Origin of the sequence: Streptomyces sp. SID3212 (genome assembly GCF_009865405.1) — a bacterium.
In the GTDB taxonomy this organism is placed as follows: domain Bacteria; phylum Actinomycetota; class Actinomycetes; order Streptomycetales; family Streptomycetaceae; genus Streptomyces.
Genome location: NZ_WWJY01000456.1, coordinates 1 through 19372, shown reverse-complemented (window position 1 = coordinate 19372; position 19372 = coordinate 1). Strand labels below are relative to the sequence as shown.

Annotated in this window: 17 protein-coding genes and 1 pseudogene; 13 read left to right on the top strand and 5 right to left on the bottom strand. The window is 71.1% G+C overall.

The window, feature by feature from the left end; translation table 11 throughout:
* Positions 1-82: 82 nt before the first annotated feature.
* The 10 genes from gap (at position 83) to GT042_RS13585 (ending at position 10229) form a co-directional block, all read left to right on the top strand.
* On the top strand, positions 83-1087 hold the full coding sequence (gene gap, locus GT042_RS13630) for a type I glyceraldehyde-3-phosphate dehydrogenase (RefSeq protein WP_161308968.1): 1005 nt from the start codon (positions 83-85) through the stop codon (positions 1085-1087).
* Between the two features lie 115 nt (positions 1088-1202).
* Positions 1203-2414: a phosphoglycerate kinase gene (locus GT042_RS13625; RefSeq protein WP_161308967.1), complete on the top strand. Its 1212-nt coding sequence runs from the start codon at positions 1203-1205 to the stop codon at positions 2412-2414.
* A gap of 7 nt (positions 2415-2421) precedes the next feature.
* Positions 2422-3225, top strand: coding sequence for a triose-phosphate isomerase (tpiA, locus tag GT042_RS13620; protein ID WP_161308966.1), 804 nt, complete (start codon positions 2422-2424; stop codon positions 3223-3225).
* A 125-nt stretch (positions 3226-3350) separates the two neighbouring features.
* Positions 3351-3581 carry a preprotein translocase subunit SecG gene (secG, locus tag GT042_RS13615; protein WP_161308965.1) on the top strand — a complete coding sequence of 77 codons (231 nt, stop codon included), beginning with the start codon at positions 3351-3353 and terminating at the stop codon, positions 3579-3581.
* Positions 3582-3784: 203 nt separating this feature from the next.
* On the top strand, positions 3785-4120 hold the full coding sequence (locus GT042_RS13610) for an RNA polymerase-binding protein RbpA (RefSeq protein ID WP_078615979.1): 336 nt from the start codon (positions 3785-3787) through the stop codon (positions 4118-4120).
* Between the two features lie 175 nt (positions 4121-4295).
* Positions 4296-5534 (top strand): MFS transporter, encoded by a 1239-nt coding sequence (locus tag GT042_RS13605; protein WP_161308974.1) that lies wholly within the window; start codon positions 4296-4298, stop codon positions 5532-5534.
* 57 nt (positions 5535-5591) lie between these two features.
* Complete coding sequence (gene pgi / locus GT042_RS13600) at positions 5592-7244, top strand: glucose-6-phosphate isomerase (RefSeq protein ID WP_161308964.1); 1653 nt, start codon at positions 5592-5594, stop codon at positions 7242-7244.
* Positions 7245-7247: 3 nt separating this feature from the next.
* A complete protein-coding gene (locus tag GT042_RS13595; RefSeq protein WP_161308963.1) occupies positions 7248-7766 on the top strand; it encodes a PH domain-containing protein in 519 nt (172 codons plus the stop codon).
* Positions 7763-9358: a PH domain-containing protein gene (locus GT042_RS13590; protein WP_161308962.1), complete on the top strand. Its 1596-nt coding sequence runs from the start codon at positions 7763-7765 to the stop codon at positions 9356-9358. Before GT042_RS13595 ends, GT042_RS13590 begins: the two co-directional genes overlap by 4 nt.
* A gap of 31 nt (positions 9359-9389) precedes the next feature.
* Positions 9390-10229, top strand: a complete 840-nt coding sequence (locus GT042_RS13585) for a poly-gamma-glutamate hydrolase family protein (protein WP_161308961.1) — start codon at positions 9390-9392, stop codon at positions 10227-10229.
* An 85-nt stretch (positions 10230-10314) separates the two neighbouring features.
* On the opposite strand, the gene pgl is transcribed toward GT042_RS13585, so the two are convergent.
* Genes pgl through tkt form a run of 5 tightly spaced genes read right to left on the bottom strand, consistent with a single transcriptional unit; the run spans position 10315 to position 16864 of the window.
* Complete coding sequence (gene pgl / locus GT042_RS13580; RefSeq protein ID WP_161308960.1) at positions 10315-11097, bottom strand: 6-phosphogluconolactonase; 783 nt, start codon at positions 11095-11097, stop codon at positions 10315-10317.
* A complete protein-coding gene (opcA, locus tag GT042_RS13575) occupies positions 11094-12101 on the bottom strand; it encodes a glucose-6-phosphate dehydrogenase assembly protein OpcA (RefSeq protein WP_161308959.1) in 1008 nt (335 codons plus the stop codon). Before opcA ends, pgl begins: the two co-directional genes overlap by 4 nt.
* A complete protein-coding gene (gene zwf, locus GT042_RS13570) occupies positions 12098-13630 on the bottom strand; it encodes a glucose-6-phosphate dehydrogenase (protein ID WP_161308958.1) in 1533 nt (510 codons plus the stop codon). Before zwf ends, opcA begins: the two co-directional genes overlap by 4 nt.
* A gap of 5 nt (positions 13631-13635) precedes the next feature.
* Positions 13636-14754, bottom strand: coding sequence for a transaldolase (gene tal, locus GT042_RS13565; protein WP_161308957.1), 1119 nt, complete (start codon positions 14752-14754; stop codon positions 13636-13638).
* Positions 14755-14788: 34 nt separating this feature from the next.
* Positions 14789-16864: a transketolase gene (tkt, locus tag GT042_RS13560; RefSeq protein ID WP_161308956.1), complete on the bottom strand. Its 2076-nt coding sequence runs from the start codon at positions 16862-16864 to the stop codon at positions 14789-14791.
* 295 nt (positions 16865-17159) lie between these two features.
* Here tkt and GT042_RS13555 point away from each other — a divergent pair, with 295 nt between their 5' ends.
* The 3 genes and pseudogenes from GT042_RS13555 to GT042_RS13545 form a co-directional block, all read left to right on the top strand.
* On the top strand, positions 17160-18107 hold the full coding sequence (locus GT042_RS13555) for a heme o synthase (protein WP_161308955.1): 948 nt from the start codon (positions 17160-17162) through the stop codon (positions 18105-18107).
* Positions 18108-18172: 65 nt separating this feature from the next.
* On the top strand, positions 18173-18592 hold the full coding sequence (locus GT042_RS13550; protein WP_161308954.1) for a hypothetical protein: 420 nt from the start codon (positions 18173-18175) through the stop codon (positions 18590-18592).
* 75 nt (positions 18593-18667) lie between these two features.
* Positions 18668-19372: pseudogene (locus GT042_RS13545) on the top strand (amidohydrolase); the annotation flags it as partial.

Below are 19372 nucleotides of genomic sequence, written 5' to 3'. Positions count from 1 at the left end.
AGGGTAGGGTCGTAAGCGGTCGGGGACATCCCATACAACTCGCCGGCGTCGAAAACCGGCGTACCAACGAGGAGATCGGTTCGTGACGATCCGCGTAGGCATCAACGGCTTTGGCCGCATCGGTCGTAACTACTTCCGCGCGCTGCTGGAGCAGGGTGCAGACATCGAGATCGTGGCTGTCAACGACCTGGGTGACACTGCGACCACCGCGCACTTGCTGAAGTACGACACCATCCTGGGGCGCCTGAAGGCACAGGTGACCCACACCGCCGACACCATCACGGTCGACGGACACACCATCAAGGTGCTCTCCGAGCGCAACCCGGCCGACATCCCCTGGGGTGAGCTGGGCGTCGACATCGTCATCGAGTCGACCGGCATCTTCACCAAGAAGGCCGACGCGGCGAAGCACCTCGCGGGCGGCGCCAAGAAGGTCCTCATCTCGGCTCCGGCCAAGGACGAGGACATCACCATCGTGATGGGCGTCAACGAGAACAAGTACGTCGCGGCCGACCACCACGTCATCTCCAACGCCTCCTGCACCACCAACTGTGTGGCGCCGATGGCCAAGGTTCTCCTGGAGAACTTCGGCATCGTCAAGGGCATGATGACGACGGTCCACGCGTACACGAACGACCAGCGGATCCTGGACTTCCCGCACAGCGACCTCCGCCGCGCCCGTGCCGCCGCGGAGAACATCATTCCGACCACCACCGGTGCCGCCAAGGCCACCGCGCTGGTGATCCCGGAGCTGGCGGGCAAGCTCGACGGCATCGCGATGCGCGTCCCGGTCCCGACCGGCTCGGTCACCGACCTGGTCATCGAGCTGGAGCGCGAGGTGACCAGGGACGAGGTCAACGCCGCCTTCCAGAAGGCCGCCGAGGGCCAGCTCAAGGGCATCCTCGACTACACCGAGGACGCCATCGTCTCCTCGGACATCGTCAACTGGCCCGCCTCCTGCACCTTCGACTCCTCCCTGACCATGGTCCAGGGCAAGAGCGTGAAGGTCATCGGCTGGTACGACAACGAGTGGGGTTACTCCAACCGTCTGGTCGACCTGACCGAATTCGTCGGCGGCCAGCTCTAGGCGACCCGCCATGGGTGACAGGGCTCGGTGGGCGCGGACAGCGCCCGTCGAGCCCTGTCGGCCTGTACGGCCCGCCCGGGAAACCGATCAGACGTTCCAAGGAGTCCAGCACCGGATGAAGACGATCGACGAACTTCTCACCGAAGGGGTCGGCGGCAAGCGGGTATTCGTCCGCGCCGACCTCAACGTGCCGCTCGACGGCACGACGATCACCGACGACGGCCGCATCCGCGCCGTCCAGCCGACGATCGCCCGGCTCGCCGAAGCCGGCGCGCGCGTGATCGTCGCGTCCCACCTCGGCCGCCCCAAGGGCGCGCCCGACCCCGCCTTCTCGCTCGCCCCCGCCGCCGCCCGCCTCGGGGAACTCCTCGGTACGGACGTGGCCTTCGCGACCGACACGGTCGGCGACTCCGCCCGGACCGTCGTCGCGGGCCTCGCCGACGGCCAGGTCGCCGTGATCGAGAACCTCCGCTTCAACCCCGGCGAGACCTCCAAGGACGACGCCGAGCGCGGCGCCTTCGCCGACCAGCTCGCCGGCCTCGCCGACCTGTACGTGGGCGACGGCTTCGGAGCCGTACACCGCAAGCACGCCTCGGTCTTCGACCTCCCGGCCCGCCTCCCGCACGCCGCGGGCGGCCTCATCGCCACCGAGGTCGGCGTCCTCAAGAAGCTCACCGAGGACGTCGCCCGCCCGTACGCCGTCGTCCTCGGCGGCGCCAAGGTCTCCGACAAGCTCGGGGTCATCGACCACCTGCTGGAGAAGGCCGACCGCATCCTCATCGGCGGCGGCATGGCGTTCACCTTCCTCAAGGCCCAGGGCCACGAGGTCGGCTCCTCGCTGCTCCAGGAGGACCAGATCCCGGCCGTCCAGGGCTACCTCAAGCGCGCCGAGGAGCGCGGCGTGGAGTTCGTGCTCCCCGTCGACTTCCTGGTCGCCGAGCAGTTCCCCGACCTCAAGACCAAGGCGCCCGCGCACCCCGAGACGGTCGCGGCCGACGCCATGCCCGCCGGGAAGATGGGCCTCGACAACGGGCCCGAGACCTGCGCGCTCTACGCCGCCAAGCTCGCCGACGCGGCCACCGTCTTCTGGAACGGGCCCATGGGCGTCTTCGAACACCCCGACTACGCGGAGGGCACCAGGGCCGTCGCCCAGGCCCTCCTCGACTCGTCGGCCTTCACCGTCGTCGGCGGTGGCGACTCCGCCGCCGCCGTCCGGATCCTGGGCTTCGACGAGAACGCATTCGGCCACATCTCGACCGGTGGCGGCGCGAGCCTCGAATACCTCGAAGGCAAGACGCTTCCCGGCCTCGCCGCACTGGAGGACTGACCGTTCCATGACCGATTCGACCGTTTCATCCGACAACACGGGCCGCCTTCCGCTGATGGCGGGCAACTGGAAGATGAACCTCAACCACCTTGAGGCCATCGCCCACACCCAGAAGCTCGCCTTCGCCCTGGCGGACAAGGACTACGACGCCGTCGAGGTCGCCGTCCTGCCCCCCTTCACCGACCTGCGGTCCGTACAGACCCTCGTCGACGGGGACAAGCTCAAGATCAAGTACGGCGCCCAGGACATCTCGGCGCACGACTCCGGCGCCTACACCGGCGAGATCTCGGGCCCGATGCTCGCCAAGCTCAAGTGCACGTACGTCGCCGTGGGGCACTCCGAGCGCCGGCAGTACCACGCCGAGACGGACGAGCAGTGCAACGCCAAGGTGAAGGCCGCGTTCCGGCACGGCCTGACCCCGATCCTCTGCGTCGGCGAGGGCCTGGACATCCGCAAGGCCGGTGACCAGGTCGCGTACACGCTGGCGCAGCTCGACGGCGGCCTCAAGGACGTCCCGGCCGAGCAGGCCGAGACGATCGTGATCGCGTACGAGCCGGTCTGGGCGATCGGCACCGGCGAGGTCGCCACCCCCGAGGACGCCCAGGAGGTCTGCGGGGCGATCCGCGGCCGGCTGGCCGAGCTGTACTCCCAGGAGCTGGCCGACCGGGTCCGCATCCAGTACGGCGGCTCGGTGAAGTCCGGCAACGTGGCCGCGATCATGGCCCAGCCCGATGTGGACGGCGCACTGGTCGGCGGCGCGGCGCTGGACGCCGAGGAGTTCGTCAAGATCGTCAGGTTCCGCGACCAGTGAGTATGCGGTAGCACGGATCCGTCGTACCCTTGCGGGGGCCAGGTGGCTTGCCATCCGGCCCCCGCAGTCCTTGAGCAGTCCGAATTCAGTCCTGTCAGTCCGAGGAAGTTGGTCCAGCCGTGGTTATGGGGTTCTCGATCGCCCTCATCATCTTCAGCCTGCTGCTGATGCTGCTGGTGCTGATGCACAAGGGAAAGGGCGGCGGCCTCTCCGACATGTTCGGTGGCGGAATGCAGTCGTCCGTCGGTGGGTCCTCGGTCGCGGAGCGTAACCTCGACCGCATCACCGTGGTTGTCGGTCTGCTGTGGTTCGCATGCATTATCGTACTTGGCCTGCTGCTCAAGCTGGACAGCTGACCGCACGTACGGTACGGCGCCGCGGGCGCGGCCTATCATGAGGTTCCGCGCCCCGCGGCAGGGGTAACTCCCCTCTCTGGACGCGCGTTGGGCCCGAGACCGACCGGCGATCGCCGGCCGGTCTTACGTAGACTGGGGCGCCACCCGGCAGCGGGAGCTGCCTATCGATGCTTCGCGGCACCATCACGCAGGGAGTTACGACCGTGGCAAGTGGCAACGCGATCCGGGGAAGCCGGGTCGGAGCGGGGCCGATGGGTGAGGCCGAGCGTGGCGAGTCCGCGCCACGCCTGCGCATCTCCTTCTGGTGCTCCAACGGGCACGAGACGGTGCCGAGCTTCGCCAGTGACGCGCAGGTTCCGGAGACGTGGGACTGCCCGCGCTGCGGTTTCCCGGCCGGCCAGGACCGGGACAACCCGCCGGACCCGCCGCGCACCGAGCCGTACAAGACGCACCTCGCCTACGTACGTGAGCGGCGGAGCGACGCGGACGGCGAGGCGATCCTCGCGGAGGCGCTCGCCAAGCTGCGCGGCGAGATCTAGGCCCTGGGCCTGTCCCCCTGGCCGCGAGTTCAAGACAATCCGGTCCGGCCGGGTCACCTGTGTCAGGTGGCCCGGCCGAGCTGTTTCCCGGCCCGTTTCCCCGGCGTTGTCAGTGCCTCCGTCTACGGTTCTCGGCATCGGATTTCTCGAAGCGGCGAACCGGAGGGGGGACGTGGTGTCGGCTGTCGGCACGGCGGAGGCGGCGGAGGCGGCGGAGGCGGCGGAGGTACGGGCGCCCGCCTGGCGCGGCGGGTTCGGGCGGCTGTGGTCCGCCGCGGTCGTCTCCCGGTTCGGGGACGCGCTGCGGACGGCCGCGATGCCCCTCCTCGCCACCACCCTCACCGACGATCCGCTGCTGATCGCGTCGGTGACCGCGTGCGGCTACCTGCCGTGGCTGCTGTTCGGGCTGCTCGGCGGTGCGGTCGCCGACCGGGTCGACCAGCGGCGGGCGATGTGGGGCGTCGACCTGCTCCGAGGCGTCCTGATGGCGGCCTTCGCGGTGGCCGTCGCCCTGGGCCACGCCTCCGTCGCCCTGCTGATCACGCTCGCCTTCGTGCTCACCACCTTCCAGACGCTCTTCGACAACGCGGCGACGGCCCTGCTGCCCTCCCTCGTGCCGCCCGGGGCGCTGGGGAGCGCCAACGCCCGGCTGATGACCGGACAGCAGATCGCCGGCACGTTCCTCGCCGCGCCCCTGGTGCCGGTGCTGCTGCTGGGCGGCGCCTCCCTGCCGTACGCGGCCGACGCGGCGACCTACGTGGTGGCCGCGCTGCTGATCGCCTCCCTGCGGGCCGAACCGGCACCACGGCCCCCGCGCCGGGCCGGCTCCACCCTGCGCGGGGAGATCGCCGAGGGGCTGCGTGTCCTGTGGCGCGACGGGACCCTGCGCGGGCTGTGCGTGGCCACGACCCTCTGCAACATCGGGATGGGCGCCCTGATCGCCACGCTCGTCCTGCACGTCACGGGGTGGCTGGACGCCGGCGACGCCGGGTACGCGCTCGCGGTCGCCGGATACGGAGCGGGGAGCGTGCTGGGCGGGCTGCTCGCCCGGCGGCTCGCCGAGCGGACGGGGCGGATACGGGCCGTCCTCCTGGCCGGCACCGTCCAGACCGGGGTCCTGGTCGTCCTCGGGACGGTGCGGGAGCTGTGGGTGGCCGTGGTGTGCCTCGCGGTCTTCGGCCTGTGCGGCATGGTGTGGAACGTCAACCAGACCACGCTCGTGCAGGAGCGGAGCCCGGCCGCCGCGCTGGGCCGGATCAGCGCCGCCTTCCGTACGCTCGCCGTCGCCGGGGCCCCGCTCGGCGCGCTGCTCGGTGGCGCCGCGGCGGCCGGATGGGGGCTCAGCACACCCGCCCTGGTGGCCGCCGCGCTCTTCGTACCGGCCGTCGCGTCGCTGGCCCGTCTGATCAATTAGGTTGGAGGGGCAGCAGGGGCAGCACGCAAGCACGAGCAGAAGTGGGCTGATGTCCGAATGAACGCAGCAAGCCGTAACAGGCTCGATCGCACGCCCGAGTGGGCCGCACTGGGCAAGCACCGGGAGCAGTTGGGCCGGACGGGTCTGCGGGAGCTGTTCGCCGCGGCACCGGCGCGCGGCACCGACTACACCCTCCGGGTCGGCGATCTCCACCTGGACTACGCGAAGCACCTGGTGACGGACGAGACGCTGGCGCTGCTGCGCGAGCTGGCCGCGGCCACCGGGGTGAGCGAGCTGCGGGACGCGATGTTCCGCGGCGAGAAGATCAACACCACCGAGGACCGCGCGGTCCTGCACACCGCGCTGCGCGCCCCCCGGGACGCCGTGGTCGAGGTCGACGGCGAGAACGTCGTACCGGCCGTGCACGCGGTCCTCGACAAGATGGCCGCCTTCTCCGACCGGATCAGGGGAGGCGAGTGGACCGGCCACACGGGCCGGCCGATCAAGAACGTCGTCAACATCGGCATCGGCGGCTCCGACCTCGGCCCGGCGATGGCGTACGAAGCCCTCAGGTCCTTCACGGACCGCGGCCTCACGGTCCGCTTCGTGTCGAACGTGGACGGCGCCGATCTCCACGAGGCGGTACGGGACCTGGACGCGGCGGAGACGCTCTTCATCGTCGCCTCCAAGACCTTCACCACCATCGAGACCATCACCAACGCCACCTCCGCCCGCGACTGGCTGCTGACCGAGCTGAGGGCCGGCCAGGAGGCCGTCGCCAAGCACTTCGTGGCGCTCTCCACGAACAGCGAGAAGGTCGCCGACTTCGGCATCGACACGGCCAACATGTTCGAGTTCTGGGACTGGGTCGGCGGGCGGTACTCGTACGACTCCGCCATCGGCCTCTCCCTGATGATCGCGATCGGCCCCGCCCGCTTCCGCGAGATGCTCGACGGCTTCCACCTCGTGGACGAGCACTTCCGCACCGCGCCGCCCGAGTCCAACGCGCCGCTCCTGCTGGGCCTGTTGGGCGTCTGGTACGGCGCGTTCTTCGACGCGCAGTCGCACGCGGTCCTGCCGTACAGCCACTACCTGTCCCGGTTCACCGCGTACCTCCAGCAGCTGGACATGGAGTCCAACGGCAAGTCCGTGGACCGCGACGGCAACCCCGTCGACTGGCAGACGGGCCCCGTGGTCTGGGGCACCCCCGGCACCAACGGCCAGCACGCGTACTACCAGTTGATCCACCAGGGTACGAAGATCATCCCGGCGGACTTCATCGGCTTCGCCCGGCCCGTCGGGGACCTGGCGCCGGGCCTGGTCGCCCAGCACGACCTGCTGATGGCCAACTTCTTCGCGCAGACGCAGGCGCTGGCGTTCGGCAAGACCCCCGAAGAGGTAAGGGCTGAGGGGGTGCCCGAGGAGCTGGTCCCGCACAAGACCTTCCGGGGCAACCACCCCACGACCACGATCCTCGCCGACGAGCTGACCCCGTCCGTCCTGGGCCAGTTGATCGCCCTGTACGAGCACAAGGTCTTCGTCCAGGGCGCCATCTGGAACATCGACTCGTTCGACCAGTGGGGCGTCGAGCTCGGCAAGGTCCTCGCCAAGAAGATCGAACCGGTCCTGACGGGTGACCGGGCGGCCGACGACCTCGACTCGTCGACGGCGGCGCTGGTCGCCACGTACCGCACCCTGCGCGGTCGCTGACAGATGGGCGCACCGGGGATAGGCGGGCCGCAGGTGGTACGGCACCTGCGGCCGCCCCGCAACACGCTCGACCCCCGCGCCGTCGTCTGGTGGCGCGCCAGGGTGCTGCTGTTCACGCTTGTCCCCGTCGTGCCGCTCGCCGTGCTGGGGGCGTTCGTCGCCCCCGCGCGGACCTGGCTGCTCACGCCCGCCGCCGCCCTCGCGGTGCTCGGTCTCCTCTGCGCGGTGTTCCTGCCCGGGTGGTGGTTCCGGGTGCACCGCTGGGAGGTGACCGAAGACGCGGTCTACGTCCGCACGGGCTTCCTCCGGCAGGAGTGGCGGATCGCGCCGATGTCCCGGATCCAGACCGTGGACACCGTGCGTGGCCCCCTGGAGCAGCTGTTCCGGCTCTCCACGGTCATCGTCACGACCGCGTCCGCCAAGGGCGCCGTCCACCTCGCGGGGCTGGACCACCTGCTGGCCGCCGACCTGGCCGAGCGTCTGACCCGGATCACCCGGGCCACGCCCGGTGACGCCACATGAGCGGTACGGAGGCGGCGGCCGGTCCCGGCGGGAACCCCGCCGCCGGTGCGGTCACCGCCGGGGGAGCCGTCAGCGGTACGGAACGGGCCGCCCCGGCGGACGGGCCCGAGGGGTGGCGGCGGCTGGACCGGCGCAGCCTCCTCGTCACCGCGACCGTACTCGCGGGCATCGCCCTCGGCGCCGGTGTACCGACCGCCGTAGGGATGACGGGCGGCATGCCCCTGGGCGAAGCACTGGCCTGGGTCCTCGCCGGCACCGGCGTCCTGACCGTGTGCGGCACCGGCGGCGAGTACGTCCGCTGGCGCCGTACCCGCTACCGCGTCGGCCCCGAGCGGGCCGAACTCCACACCGGCCTGTTCCTGGTCAAGCGCCGGTCCCTGGCCCGCGAACGCATACGCACCGTCGACCTCACCGCCAGCCTCCTGCTGCGGGCCTTCGGCCTCGTCAAGGTCAGGATCGGCACCGGCGAGCACACCGGGAACGAGTCCACCCTGGAGCTCGACGCGGTCCGCAGGGCCGAGGGGGAGCGGCTCCGCAGGGAACTGCTCGACCGGACCCCCGGGGAGCCAGGACCGCACCGCGAGGGCCTGCTGGCGGTCCTCGACCCCCGCTGGATCGGATACGCGCCCCTCTCCTTCCTCGCGCCCGTGCTCGGCGGCACGGCGGCCGGCGGTCTCCTCCAGGTCAGCGACTGGTTCGGCGCCCGGACCGAGGTGATCGACTGGGTGGCCGACCGGCTGCGGGACACCCCGCTGCTCTGGTCGGTCGCCGCGCTGGTCGCGGCGGCGGGGCTGGCCGGGGTGGTGGGCACCCTCGGCCTGTGGACCGAGATGTGGTGGAACTACCGGCTGGAGAGGGAGCCCGGCGGCACCCTGCGCGTCCGCAGAGGGCTGCTCACCTCCCGGTCCGTCTCCCTCGAGGAGCGGCGGCTGCGCGGCGTCGAGCTGGTCGAGCCGATCGGCGTACGGCTCGTCGGCGCGGCCCGTCTGGACGCCGTCGCCACCGGCCTCGTCCACGACGACGAGGACAAGCACGCCGACCACAAGACGCTCCTGCCCGCCGCCCCGGTCTCCTTCGCCCACGCACTGGCCGCGAGGGTCCTCCGGGAGCCCGAGTCCCCCACGCGGACGGCCCGGCTGATCCCCCACCCGAGGGCGGCCCGCTCCCGCAGACTGCGCCGCGCGCTGGCGGCGGTCCTGCTGCCGGCCGCACTCCTCACGGTCCTCGGTCTGCTCCTGACCGACGTGCTGCTGTACGTGGCGGCGGCGGTCACGGCCGTCCTGCTCCCCCCGGCCGTCCTCCTGGCCCTGGACGCGGCCCGCAACCTGGGCCACGCCACCACCGGCGCCTACCTGGTCGCCCGCTCGGGAACCGTGCGCCGCACGACGGTCGCCCTCCAGCGCAGCGGTGTGATCGGCTGGACGATCAGCCGGTCGTACTTCCAGCGCAGGGCCGGCCTGATCACCCTCACGGCGACCACCGCCGCCGGAGAAGGCGCGTACGCCATCAGGGACGCGGCCCAGGGCGAGGGCCTCGCCTTCGCCGCGCAGGCCGTCCCCGGCCTGCTGGAGCCGTTCCTGGAATCCGAATGACGTACGGGCAGCGGGACGCGATCATGACCGTATGACAGCAACCAGTCGCCGTACGGTACTTGCCGCTCTCGCCACCGCCGCCGTGAGCGGGTCCGTGACGGCCGGGCAGGCGCGGGCCGCCGTGGCGGCGGAGGACCACTACGCCTCCTCCACCGACCTCTACACCCAGCTCGCGGGCAGGGAAGGGCTCGACTTCGGGCGCCGTTACCGGCGGCACGAGCGGCTCGACAGCAGCCTCGGATCGGTGTTCCCGTACGTCCGCACCGTCGTGATGGCGCCGCACGGAGGCGGGATCGAGACCGGGACCTCGGAGTTGTGCCTCGCGATCGCCGGGTACCACCCCGCCACCCTCGCGCCCCTGCCGGGCGGGGGCGCGCTCCACGACTACTGGATGTTCGAGGGGCTGCTCGACTCCGGCAACGGGGATCTGCACATCACCTCGTCCCACATCGACGACCGTGTCGCCCTGTCCCTGGCGGCCGGCAGCCTCAACGTGGTGTCCCTGCACGGCTGTACGTCCGGACAGGTCGGCGCGCTCGCCTCGCGGCCCGAGGCCGTGGTCGTGGGCGGGCGCAACGCCACGTTCAAGCAGTACCTGCACGACGCGCTGCGGGCGGCCGGGTTCCAGACGATCGACGGGTCGGCCGTACCGGATCTCGCCGGGGTGGACCCGGAGAACCTGTGCAACCGCACCCTGCTGGGCAAGGGCGGACAGCTGGAACTCACCACCGAGCTGCGGAGAAGCATGTTCGGTACGTTCACCCGGGCCGGCCGGGCGGGCTCCACCAACGAGATCTTCGACGCCTTCACCGCCGCCGTCCGCACCGCCGTCGCGCGGCTGGAGGCGGGCGCGGACCAGGTCGTCCTCTGAGGTCGGAGAACGGATCGTGGAGCGCGGAAGGCCCGGTCCGCCGGGGAGGCGGACCGGGCCTACGCGTCAGGACGGTGACAGGACGTCAGGCCACCGACGGGGGATACAGATCCCTCGGCAGCTTCGACGCCGCGTCCGCGTCCAGGAGCCACAGCGTGCGGCTCCTGCCGTACGCGCCCGCCGCCGGGGCCTGGACCTCGCCCGCGCCCGACAGGGCGATCTCCGCCGCCTCCGCCTTGTCCCCGCCCGCCGCCAGCAGCCACACCTCGTGCGCCGCGCGGATCGCGGGCAGGGTGAGGGAGATGCGCAGCGGCGGGGGCTTGGGAGCGCCGTGCACGGCGACGACCGTGCGCTCCGTCTCCCGTACCCCGGGCAGCTCGGGGAAGAGCGACGCCACGTGCGTGTCGGGCCCCACCCCCAGCATCAGGACGTCGAAGGACGGCACCTGCGCGTGGTCCTCCGGGCGGGAGGCCGCGGCCAGTTCCGCCGCGTACGCGGCGGCGGCCGCCTCCACGTCGTTGCCGTACGGGCCGTCCGACGCCGGCATCGCGTGCACCCGGGCGGGGTCCAGCGGAACCGAGTCGAGCAGCGCCTCCCGGGCCTGGGTGATGTTGCGCTCCGGGTCGCCCTCCGGCAGGAAGCGCTCGTCGCCCCACCACAGGTCGAGACGCGACCAGTCGACCGCGTCCCGCGCGGGCGCCGCCGACAGCGCGGCCAGCAGGCCGTTGCCGTTGCGCCCGCCCGTGAGCACCACCGAGGCGGAGCCGCGCGAGGCCTGGGCGTCCACGATCCTCGTGATCAGCCGGGCCGCCGTGGCCTGCGCCATCAGCTCCTTGTCCCGGTGGACGACCAGGTGGGGGGCGCTCACTTCGAGGCCGCCTTCTTCGCCGCGGCCCGCTTGGCCGGTGCCGGTGTCTCCTCCGGGAGAGGCGCCGCCTGCCCCGACGCGTCCCCGAGCTTCTCCACGCCGTACCGCAGGGCCGACGCGTAGATCTCGTCCGGGTCGAGCCGGCGCAGCTCCTCCGCGATCAGCTCCGACGTGTCACGCCGGTTGAGCGCCACCGCCCGGTCCGGCTGGCCGTCGATGGACAGCGTCGCGAGGGTGCCGTCCAGACGCGTGAGCGAGATCGGCCCGCAGTCGGTCTCCATCCTGACGGACGTCAGGCCGGGACCTGCCGAGACCGTGCGCCTGACCGGTACGTGCAGCCGGTCGGCGAGCCACATGCCGAGCAGCTCACCGCTCGCGTTCAGCTCCTCGCCCTCCACCTCGACGCCGGTGACGGCGCAGTCGACCTGGTCCAGGGCCGCCGCGAGCATCGAGCGCCACGGGGTGATCCTGGCCCACGCGAGGTCCGTGTCGCCGGGGGTGTAGACGGCGGCCCGGGACTTGAGCTCCTCGATCGGGTGCTCCGCCGCGTACGTGTCCGTCACGCGGCGCTGGGCCAGCGTGCCCAGCGGGTCCTTCGCCGGGTTGACGGGCGCGTTGACCGCCCACCACACGACGACGGGCGCGTCCGGCAGCAGCAGCGGCAGGACCACCGACTGGGCGTGGTCGATGACCTCGCCGTACAGCCGCAGGACCACCGTCTCGCCGGTCCCCGCGTCCACGCCCACCCGCACCTCGGCGTCCAGGCGGGGCTTCGCGCGGTCGCGCGCCGAGCGCGAGACCCGCTTGATGATGACGAGCTTGCGCGAGGGGTGCTCACGGGACGCGTCGTTGGCGGCCTTGAGCGCGTCGTACGCGTTCTCCTCGTCGGTGACGAGGACCAGCGTCAGGACCATGCCGACGGCGGGGGTGCCGATCGCCCTGCGCCCCTGCACCAGCGCCTTGTTGATCTTGCTGGACGTGGTGTCCGTAAGGTCGATCTTCATGGCCGACGCCAGCTCCGTCCGTGTCGTGCGAGCATTTCGTCCGCCTCGACCGGACCCCAGGTCCCGGACTCGTACTGCGCGGGCTTGCCGTGCGCGTCCCAGTACTGCTCGATCGGGTCGAGGATCTTCCAGGACAGCTCGACCTCCTCCGTGCGCGGGAAGAGGTTCGAGTCGCCGAGCAGCACATCGAGGATGAGCCGCTCGTACGCCTCGGGGCTGGACTCCGTGAAGGACTCGCCGTACGCGAAGTCCATCGAGACGTCCCGCACCTCCATCGCCGTGCCCGGCACCTTCGAGCCGAAGCGCATGGTCACGCCTTCGTCCGGCTGGACCCGGATGACCAGGGCGTTCTGCCCCAGCTCCTCCGTGGCCGTGTGGTCGAAGGGGGAGTGCGGGGCCCGCTGGAACACCACCGCGATCTCGGTGACCCGGCGGCCGAGGCGCTTGCCGGTACGGAGGTAGAAGGGGACGCCCGCCCAGCGGCGGTTGTCGATCTCCACCTTCACGGCGGCGTAGGTGTCGGTCTTCGACTTGGGGTCGATGCCGTCCTCCTGGAGGTAGCCGACGGCCTTCTCGCCGCCCTGCCACCCGGACGCGTACTGCCCGCGCACCGTGTCCGCGCCGAGGTCCGCCGGCAGCCGTACGGCTCCGAGGACCTTGGTCTTCTCCGCCGCCAGCGCGTCCGCGTCGAAGGAGGCGGGCTCCTCCATCGCGGTCAGCGCGAGCAGCTGGAGCAGGTGGTTCTGGATGACGTCCCGGGCCGCGCCGATGCCGTCGTAGTATCCGGCACGGCCGCCGATCCCGATGTCCTCGGCCATCGTGATCTGGACGTGGTCGACGTACGACCGGTTCCAGATCGGCTCGAAGAGGGTGTTGGCGAAGCGGAGCGCCAGGATGTTCTGGACGGTCTCCTTGCCGAGGTAGTGGTCGATCCGGAAGACCTCGTTGGACGGGAAGACCTCGTGCACGACCTTGTTGAGGGCCTGCGCGGACTTGAGGTCGTGCCCGAACGGCTTCTCGATGACCGCGCGGCGCCAGGAGCCCTTCTTCTGGTCGGCCAGCCCGTGCTTCTTGAGCTGCTGGACGACCTGCGGGAAGAACTTCGGCGGTACGGAGAGGTAGAAGGCGAAGTTGCCGCCCGTCCCCTGCTTCTTGTCGAGGTCGTCGATCGTCGCCTTGAGGTTCTCGAACGCCTCGTCGTCGTCGAAGTTGCCCTGGACGAAGCGCATCCCCTGGACGAGCTGCTGCCAGACCTCCTCGCGGAACGGCGTGCGCGCGTGTTCCTTGACGGCGTCGTGGACCTCCTGCGCGAAGTCCTCGTCCTGCCATTCGCGGCGCGCGAAGCCGACGAGCGAGAAGCCCGGCGGCAGCAGGCCGCGGTTGGCGAGGTCATAGATGGCGGGCATCAGCTTTTTGCGGGACAAATCGCCCGTGACGCCAAAGATGACCAGGCCCGACGGCCCCGCGATGAGCGGGAGCCGTCGGTCCGCGGCGTCACGGAGCGGATTCGCTCCGTGGGTTGCGGTCAAGGAGATCAGCCCTCCGAAGGGGCGAGGCGCTTGAGCTCGGCCTCGGTCGACTTGAGCAGGTCATTCCAGGCGCCCTCGAACTTCTCGACGCCCTCGTCCTCCAGCAGCTGGACGACCTCGTCGTACGAGATCCCCAGCTTCTCGACGGCTTCGAGGTCCGCGCGTGCCTGGTCGTACGTACCGCGCACCGTGTCACCGGTGATCTGCCCGCTGTCCGCGGTGGCGTCCAGCGTGGCCTCCGGCATGGTGTTCACCGTGTTCGGCGCGACCAGCTCGTCGACGTACAGGGTCGGCTTGTACGCCGGGTCCTTGACGCCCGTCGAGGCCCACAGAGGACGCTGCTTGTTGGCCTGCGCGCGGTCCAGGGCCGCCCAGCGGTCGGAGGAGAAGACCTCCTCGTACGCCTCGTACGCCAGCCGGGCGTTGGCGAGGGCCGCCTTGCCGCGCGCCGCCTTCGCCTCGTCCGTGCCCAGCGCGTCGAGCCGCTTGTCGATCTCGGTGTCCACGCGGGACACGAAGAAGGACGCCACCGAGTGGATCTTCGAGAGGTCCAGGCCCGCGGCCTTCGCCTTCTCCAGACCCGACAGGTAGGCGTCCATGACCTTGCGGTAGCGCTCCAGCGAGAAGATCAGCGTGACGTTGACGCTGATGCCCCGGCCGATGGTCTCGGTGATCGCCGGCAGGCCGGCCTCGGTCGCCGGGATCTTGATGAGGGTGTTCGGCCGGTCCACCAGCCAGGCCAACTGCTTGGCCTCGGCGATGGTCGCCGTCGTGTCGTGGGCCAGGCGCGGGTCCACCTCGATGGAGACCCGGCCGTCCTGGCCGTCGGTCCGGTCGAAGACCGGGCGCAGGATGTCGGCGGCGTCGCGGACGTCCGCCGTCGTGATCATGCGGATGGCCTCTTCGACCGTGACCCGGCGGGCGCCCAGCTCGGTCAGCTGGGTGTCGTACCCGTCACCCTCCGAGATCGCCTTCTGGAAGATCGACGGGTTGGTGGTGACACCCACCACGTGCTGCTGGTCGATGAGTTCGGCGAGATTGCCGGACGTGATGCGCTTGCGCGACAGGTCGTCGAGCCAGATCGCGACGCCTTCGTCGGAGAGGCGCTTGAGTGCGTCTGTCATGAGAAATACATCTCCTACGGTTCGTATAACGGCGTCAGCGCGCGGAGGCTTCCAGTGATTCCCGGGCTGCGGTCGCGACCGCCTCGGCGGTGAAACCGAACTCGCGGAACAGCACCTTCGCGTCCGCGGATGCCCCGAAATGCTCCAGCGACACGATGCGCCCCGCGTCGCCCACAAAACGGTGCCAGGTGAGACCGATCCCGGCCTCGACCGCCACGCGCGCCTTCACGGACGGCGGCAGTACGGCGTCCCGGTACGCCTGGTCCTGCTCGTCGAACCACTCCACCGACGGCATCGACACGACCCGTGTGGGGATGCCGTCCGCCTGGAGCAGCTCACGGGCCTCGACGGCCAGCTGGAGCTCGGAGCCCGTACCGATCAGCACGACCCGCGCGGGGCCGCCCTCGGCCTCGAAGCGGACGTAACCACCCTTGGCCGTGTCGGCGTTGGCCTCGTACGTCGGCACACCCTGGCGGGTCAGCGCCAGACCGTGCGGCGCGCGCTCGGGGTGCCGCCTGAGGATCTCCGCCCACGCGATCGCCGTCTCGTTGGCGTCGGCGGGACGGACGATGTTGAGACCGGGGATGGCCCGCAGCACGGACAGGTGCTCGACCGGCTGGTGGGTCGGACCGTCCTCGCCCAGGCCGATGGAGTCGTGCGTCCACACATAGGTGACCGGCACGCGCATCAGCGCGGCGAGCCGGACGGCCGGCCGCATGTAGTCGGAGAACACCAGGAAGGTGCCGCCGTAGATCCGGGTGTTGCCGTGCAGCGCGATGCCGTTCATCGTCGCGCCCATGGAGTGCTCGCGGATGCCGTAGTGCACCGTGCGGCCGTACGGGTCCGCCTCCGGCAGGGGGTTGCCCTCCGGGAGGAACGACGACGTCTTGTCGATGGTGGTGTTGTTCGAGCCCGCGAGGTCGGCGGAGCCGCCCCACAGCTCGGGGACGACCTCACCGAGCGCCTGGAGCACCTTGCCCGAAGCGGCCCGCGTGGCAAGGGACTTGCCGGTCTCGAAGACCGGCACCACTTCTTCCCAGCCGGTGGGCAGCTCGCCCGCGCGGACCCGGTCGAACGTCGCGGCGCGCTCGGGGTTGGCCGTACGCCACGCGGCGAACAGCTTCTCCCACTCGCCGCGCGTCTCGCGGCCGCGGTCGAGAGCCTCACGGGTGTGCGCGAGCACCTCGTCGTCGACGACGAAGGACTTCTCGGGGTCGAAGCCGAGCACGCGCTTCGTGGCCGCGACCTCGTCGCCGCCCAGCGCCGAGCCGTGCGCGGCCTCGGTGTTCTGCGCGTTCGGGGCGGGCCAGGCGATGATCGAGCGGGCCGCGATGAACGACGGGCGGTCGGTCTCGGCCTGTGCCGCCCTCAGCGCCTCGTACAGGCCCCGCGGGTCCAGGTCGCCGTTCGGCAGCTGGTCGACGCGCTGCACGTGCCAGCCGTACGCCTCGTACCGCTTGAGGGTGTCCTCGGAGACGGCCGTCTCCGTGTCGCCCTCGATGGAGATGTGGTTGTCGTCCCACAGCACGACGAGATTGCCCAGCTTCTGGTGCCCGGCCAGCGAGGACGCCTCCGCGGAGACACCCTCCTGGAGGCAGCCGTCGCCGACGATGACCCAGATGGTGTGGTCGAACGGGGAGGTGCCGGCCGCCGCCTCGGGGTCGTACAGTCCGCGCTCGTAGCGGGCGGCCATCGCCATGCCCACCGCGTTCGCCACGCCCTGCCCGAGCGGGCCCGTCGTGGTCTCGACGCCGACGGTGTGGCCGTACTCCGGGTGCCCGGGGGTCCTCGAACCCCAGGTCCGGAAGGCCTCCAGGTCGTCCAGGTCCAGGCCGTACCCGGCGAGGAAGAGCTGGATGTAGAGGGTCAGGGAGGTGTGCCCCGGCGAGAGGACGAACCGGTCACGACCGGTCCACTGGGCGTCGGCCGGGTCGTGCCGCATGAGTTTCTGGAACAAGAGATAGGCAGCGGGCGCCAGACTCATGGCCGTACCGGGATGGCCGTTTCCGACCTTCTGTACGGAATCCATGGCCAGGACGCGGGCGGTGTCGACTGCCCGACGGTCCAGATCGGTCCACTCGACGTCTGTGGTGGTCGGCTTGGTGCTCACCCTGAGTCAGGGCTCCTCTCCAGCTGTCGAATCCCGGTGCTCTGAGGGCGCACCGGTTCGCTGCCGAGCCTACCCTCGCGACAAACACCCATCTTTTCGAGTGCCTTTCCAGAGTGCGACGCGTGCGGGGACTTCGCCTCCCGGCGCGGCGAAAGGGGGCGGCGGGGCGCCTCCAACACGACCCCACCCCCGCGAAGAACGGCATCTGGGCAACGTCTAGAGTGACGTGGTACGCGCAAGCCTTTACCGGGTCTTCACGCCCGGAGCTTGCTGGGTTTCTCTGTCAGGGGTGTACGTGACAGCCGTCGAGTCCCGACCCGCAGGGGTCGTCCAGACTCCGATCCCGGGGGGCCGCCGGCCGCTCAGAGCCCGCGTCCTGGCGTTCGTGGCGCTGACCAAGCCGAGGATCATCGAGCTGCTCCTCATCACCACGGTCCCGGTGATGTTCCTGGCCACCCAAGGGGTGCCGAACCTCTGGCTCGTGGTCACCACGTGTGTCGGCGGTTATCTCTCCGCGGGCGGCGCCAACGCGCTGAACATGTACATCGACCGGGACATCGACGCGCTGATGGACCGTACGTCGCAGCGTCCCCTGGTCACCGGCATGGTCTCGCCGCGCGAGTGCCTGGCCTTCGGGTTCACGCTGGCCGTCGTGTCGACGCTGTGGTTCGGACTGCTGGTCAACTGGCTGTCGGCGGCGCTGTCGCTGGGCGCGCTGCTCTTCTACGTCGTCGTCTACACGATGATCCTCAAGCGCCGTACCTCGCAGAACATCGTCTGGGGCGGCATCGCGGGCTGCATGCCGGTGCTGATCGGCTGGTCGGCGGTGACCGACTCGGTCTCCTGGGCCGCGGTCATCCTCTTCCTCGTCATCTTCTTCTGGACGCCGCCGCACTACTGGCCGCTGTCCATGAAGGTCAAGGACGACTACGCGCGCGTGGGCGTCCCGATGCTCCCGGTCGTCGCGTCCAACCGGGTGGTGGCCCGCCAGATCGTGGCCTACAGCTGGGTGATGGTCGCCGTATCGCTGCTGCTGACGCCGCTGGGCTACACCGGCTGGTTCTACACGTCGGTGGCGCTGGTGGCCGGCGGCTACTGGCTGTGGGAGGCCCACGGCCTCCAGTCGCGGGCGAAGTCCGGGGTGACGGGCGCGAAGCTCAAGGAGATGCGACTGTTCCACTGGTCGATCACCTATGTTTCCCTCTTGTTCGTCGCCGTGGCGGTCGACCCCTTCCTGCGGTAGCCCGATCTCGCGGCGGCCCGGTCCTGCGGTAGCCCGATTCGTTACCCATCGGTAGCATCGGGGCCATGGCAGAGACAGACGACGGAACGGCAGACACCGGAGCGGACACCGGCCGGGGCGGCGCCCGCGACGAGCGGCGCGCCGCGCGCCTGGCCAAGCACATCGGCACGTTCGCCAGGAAGCACGGCGGCGCCGAGGGGCAGCTCGCGTACCTCGGACAGGCGGGCACCCGCATCGTGCTCGTCGGCGGGGACGGCGGCTGGGGCGACCTCGTCGCCCCCTCGCACGGCGTCGCGCTGAGCGCCGCGGAGAAGGCCGGACTCACCCTGCACGAGACCTTCGACGGCGAGTTCGCCGCGAAGGTACGCACCGGGCGGTACGAGTGGTCCCGCATGGCGGGCATCCAGGTCGGCGGACGCGCGAACCCCGCCGGCCCCCCGGACACCGGCGGCCGGGCCGGCCCCGGCGCGGACGCGAACCGCTGAGCCGGACCCCGGGCCGCGACCGGATCGCCCCTCACCCGTTAGGACTGTAGGAGTACGGTCCACGACGGGAACCCGATGATCGAAACAGTGTCCCTCGTGGACCAGTACTGCCACGGCGTCCTCCGCACGGAGCTGGGCCTCGGCACCTTCGAGGCCCAGCTCGGCGGCCGGGTGGGCCCCGCCGCCCCGGGCACCACCTTCTTCGACACCCAGGCCGGTTTCGCCGTACGGCGCTGGTGCCCGCCGCTCCTCGGCCTCGAACCCCACTGCCCGCCCGCGCACTACCTCGCGCGCCGACGGGAGCTGGGCGTCCTGGAGTCCGGCAGACGGCTGCTGCGCTCCACCGGGGTCACCACCTACCTGGTCGACACCGGCCTGCCCGGCGGCGATCTGACGGGACCGGGGGAGATCGCCGCCGCCGGGGCCGCCGACGCCCGGGAGATCGTCCGGCTGGAACCCCTCGCGGAGCGGGTCGCCGACACCTCCTGCGGGGTCGGCGACCTCCTCACCCGGCTCGCCCGGGCCGTCCACGACGCCGCCGCCACCGCCGTCGCCTTCACGTCCGTGGCGGGGGTACGGCACGGGCTCGCCCTGGCCCCCGAGCCGCCCGGGCACGCCGAGGTACGGGCGGCGGCGGGCCGCTGGCTCGCGGTACGGGAGGCCGGCGGACCGCTGGACGACCCCGTACTGCTGCGACACCTGCTCTGGCTCGCCCTCGGCTCCGGGCTGCCCCTGCAACTGCACACCGGCGCGCGCGACGCCCGTGCCCCGGCGGGCGGC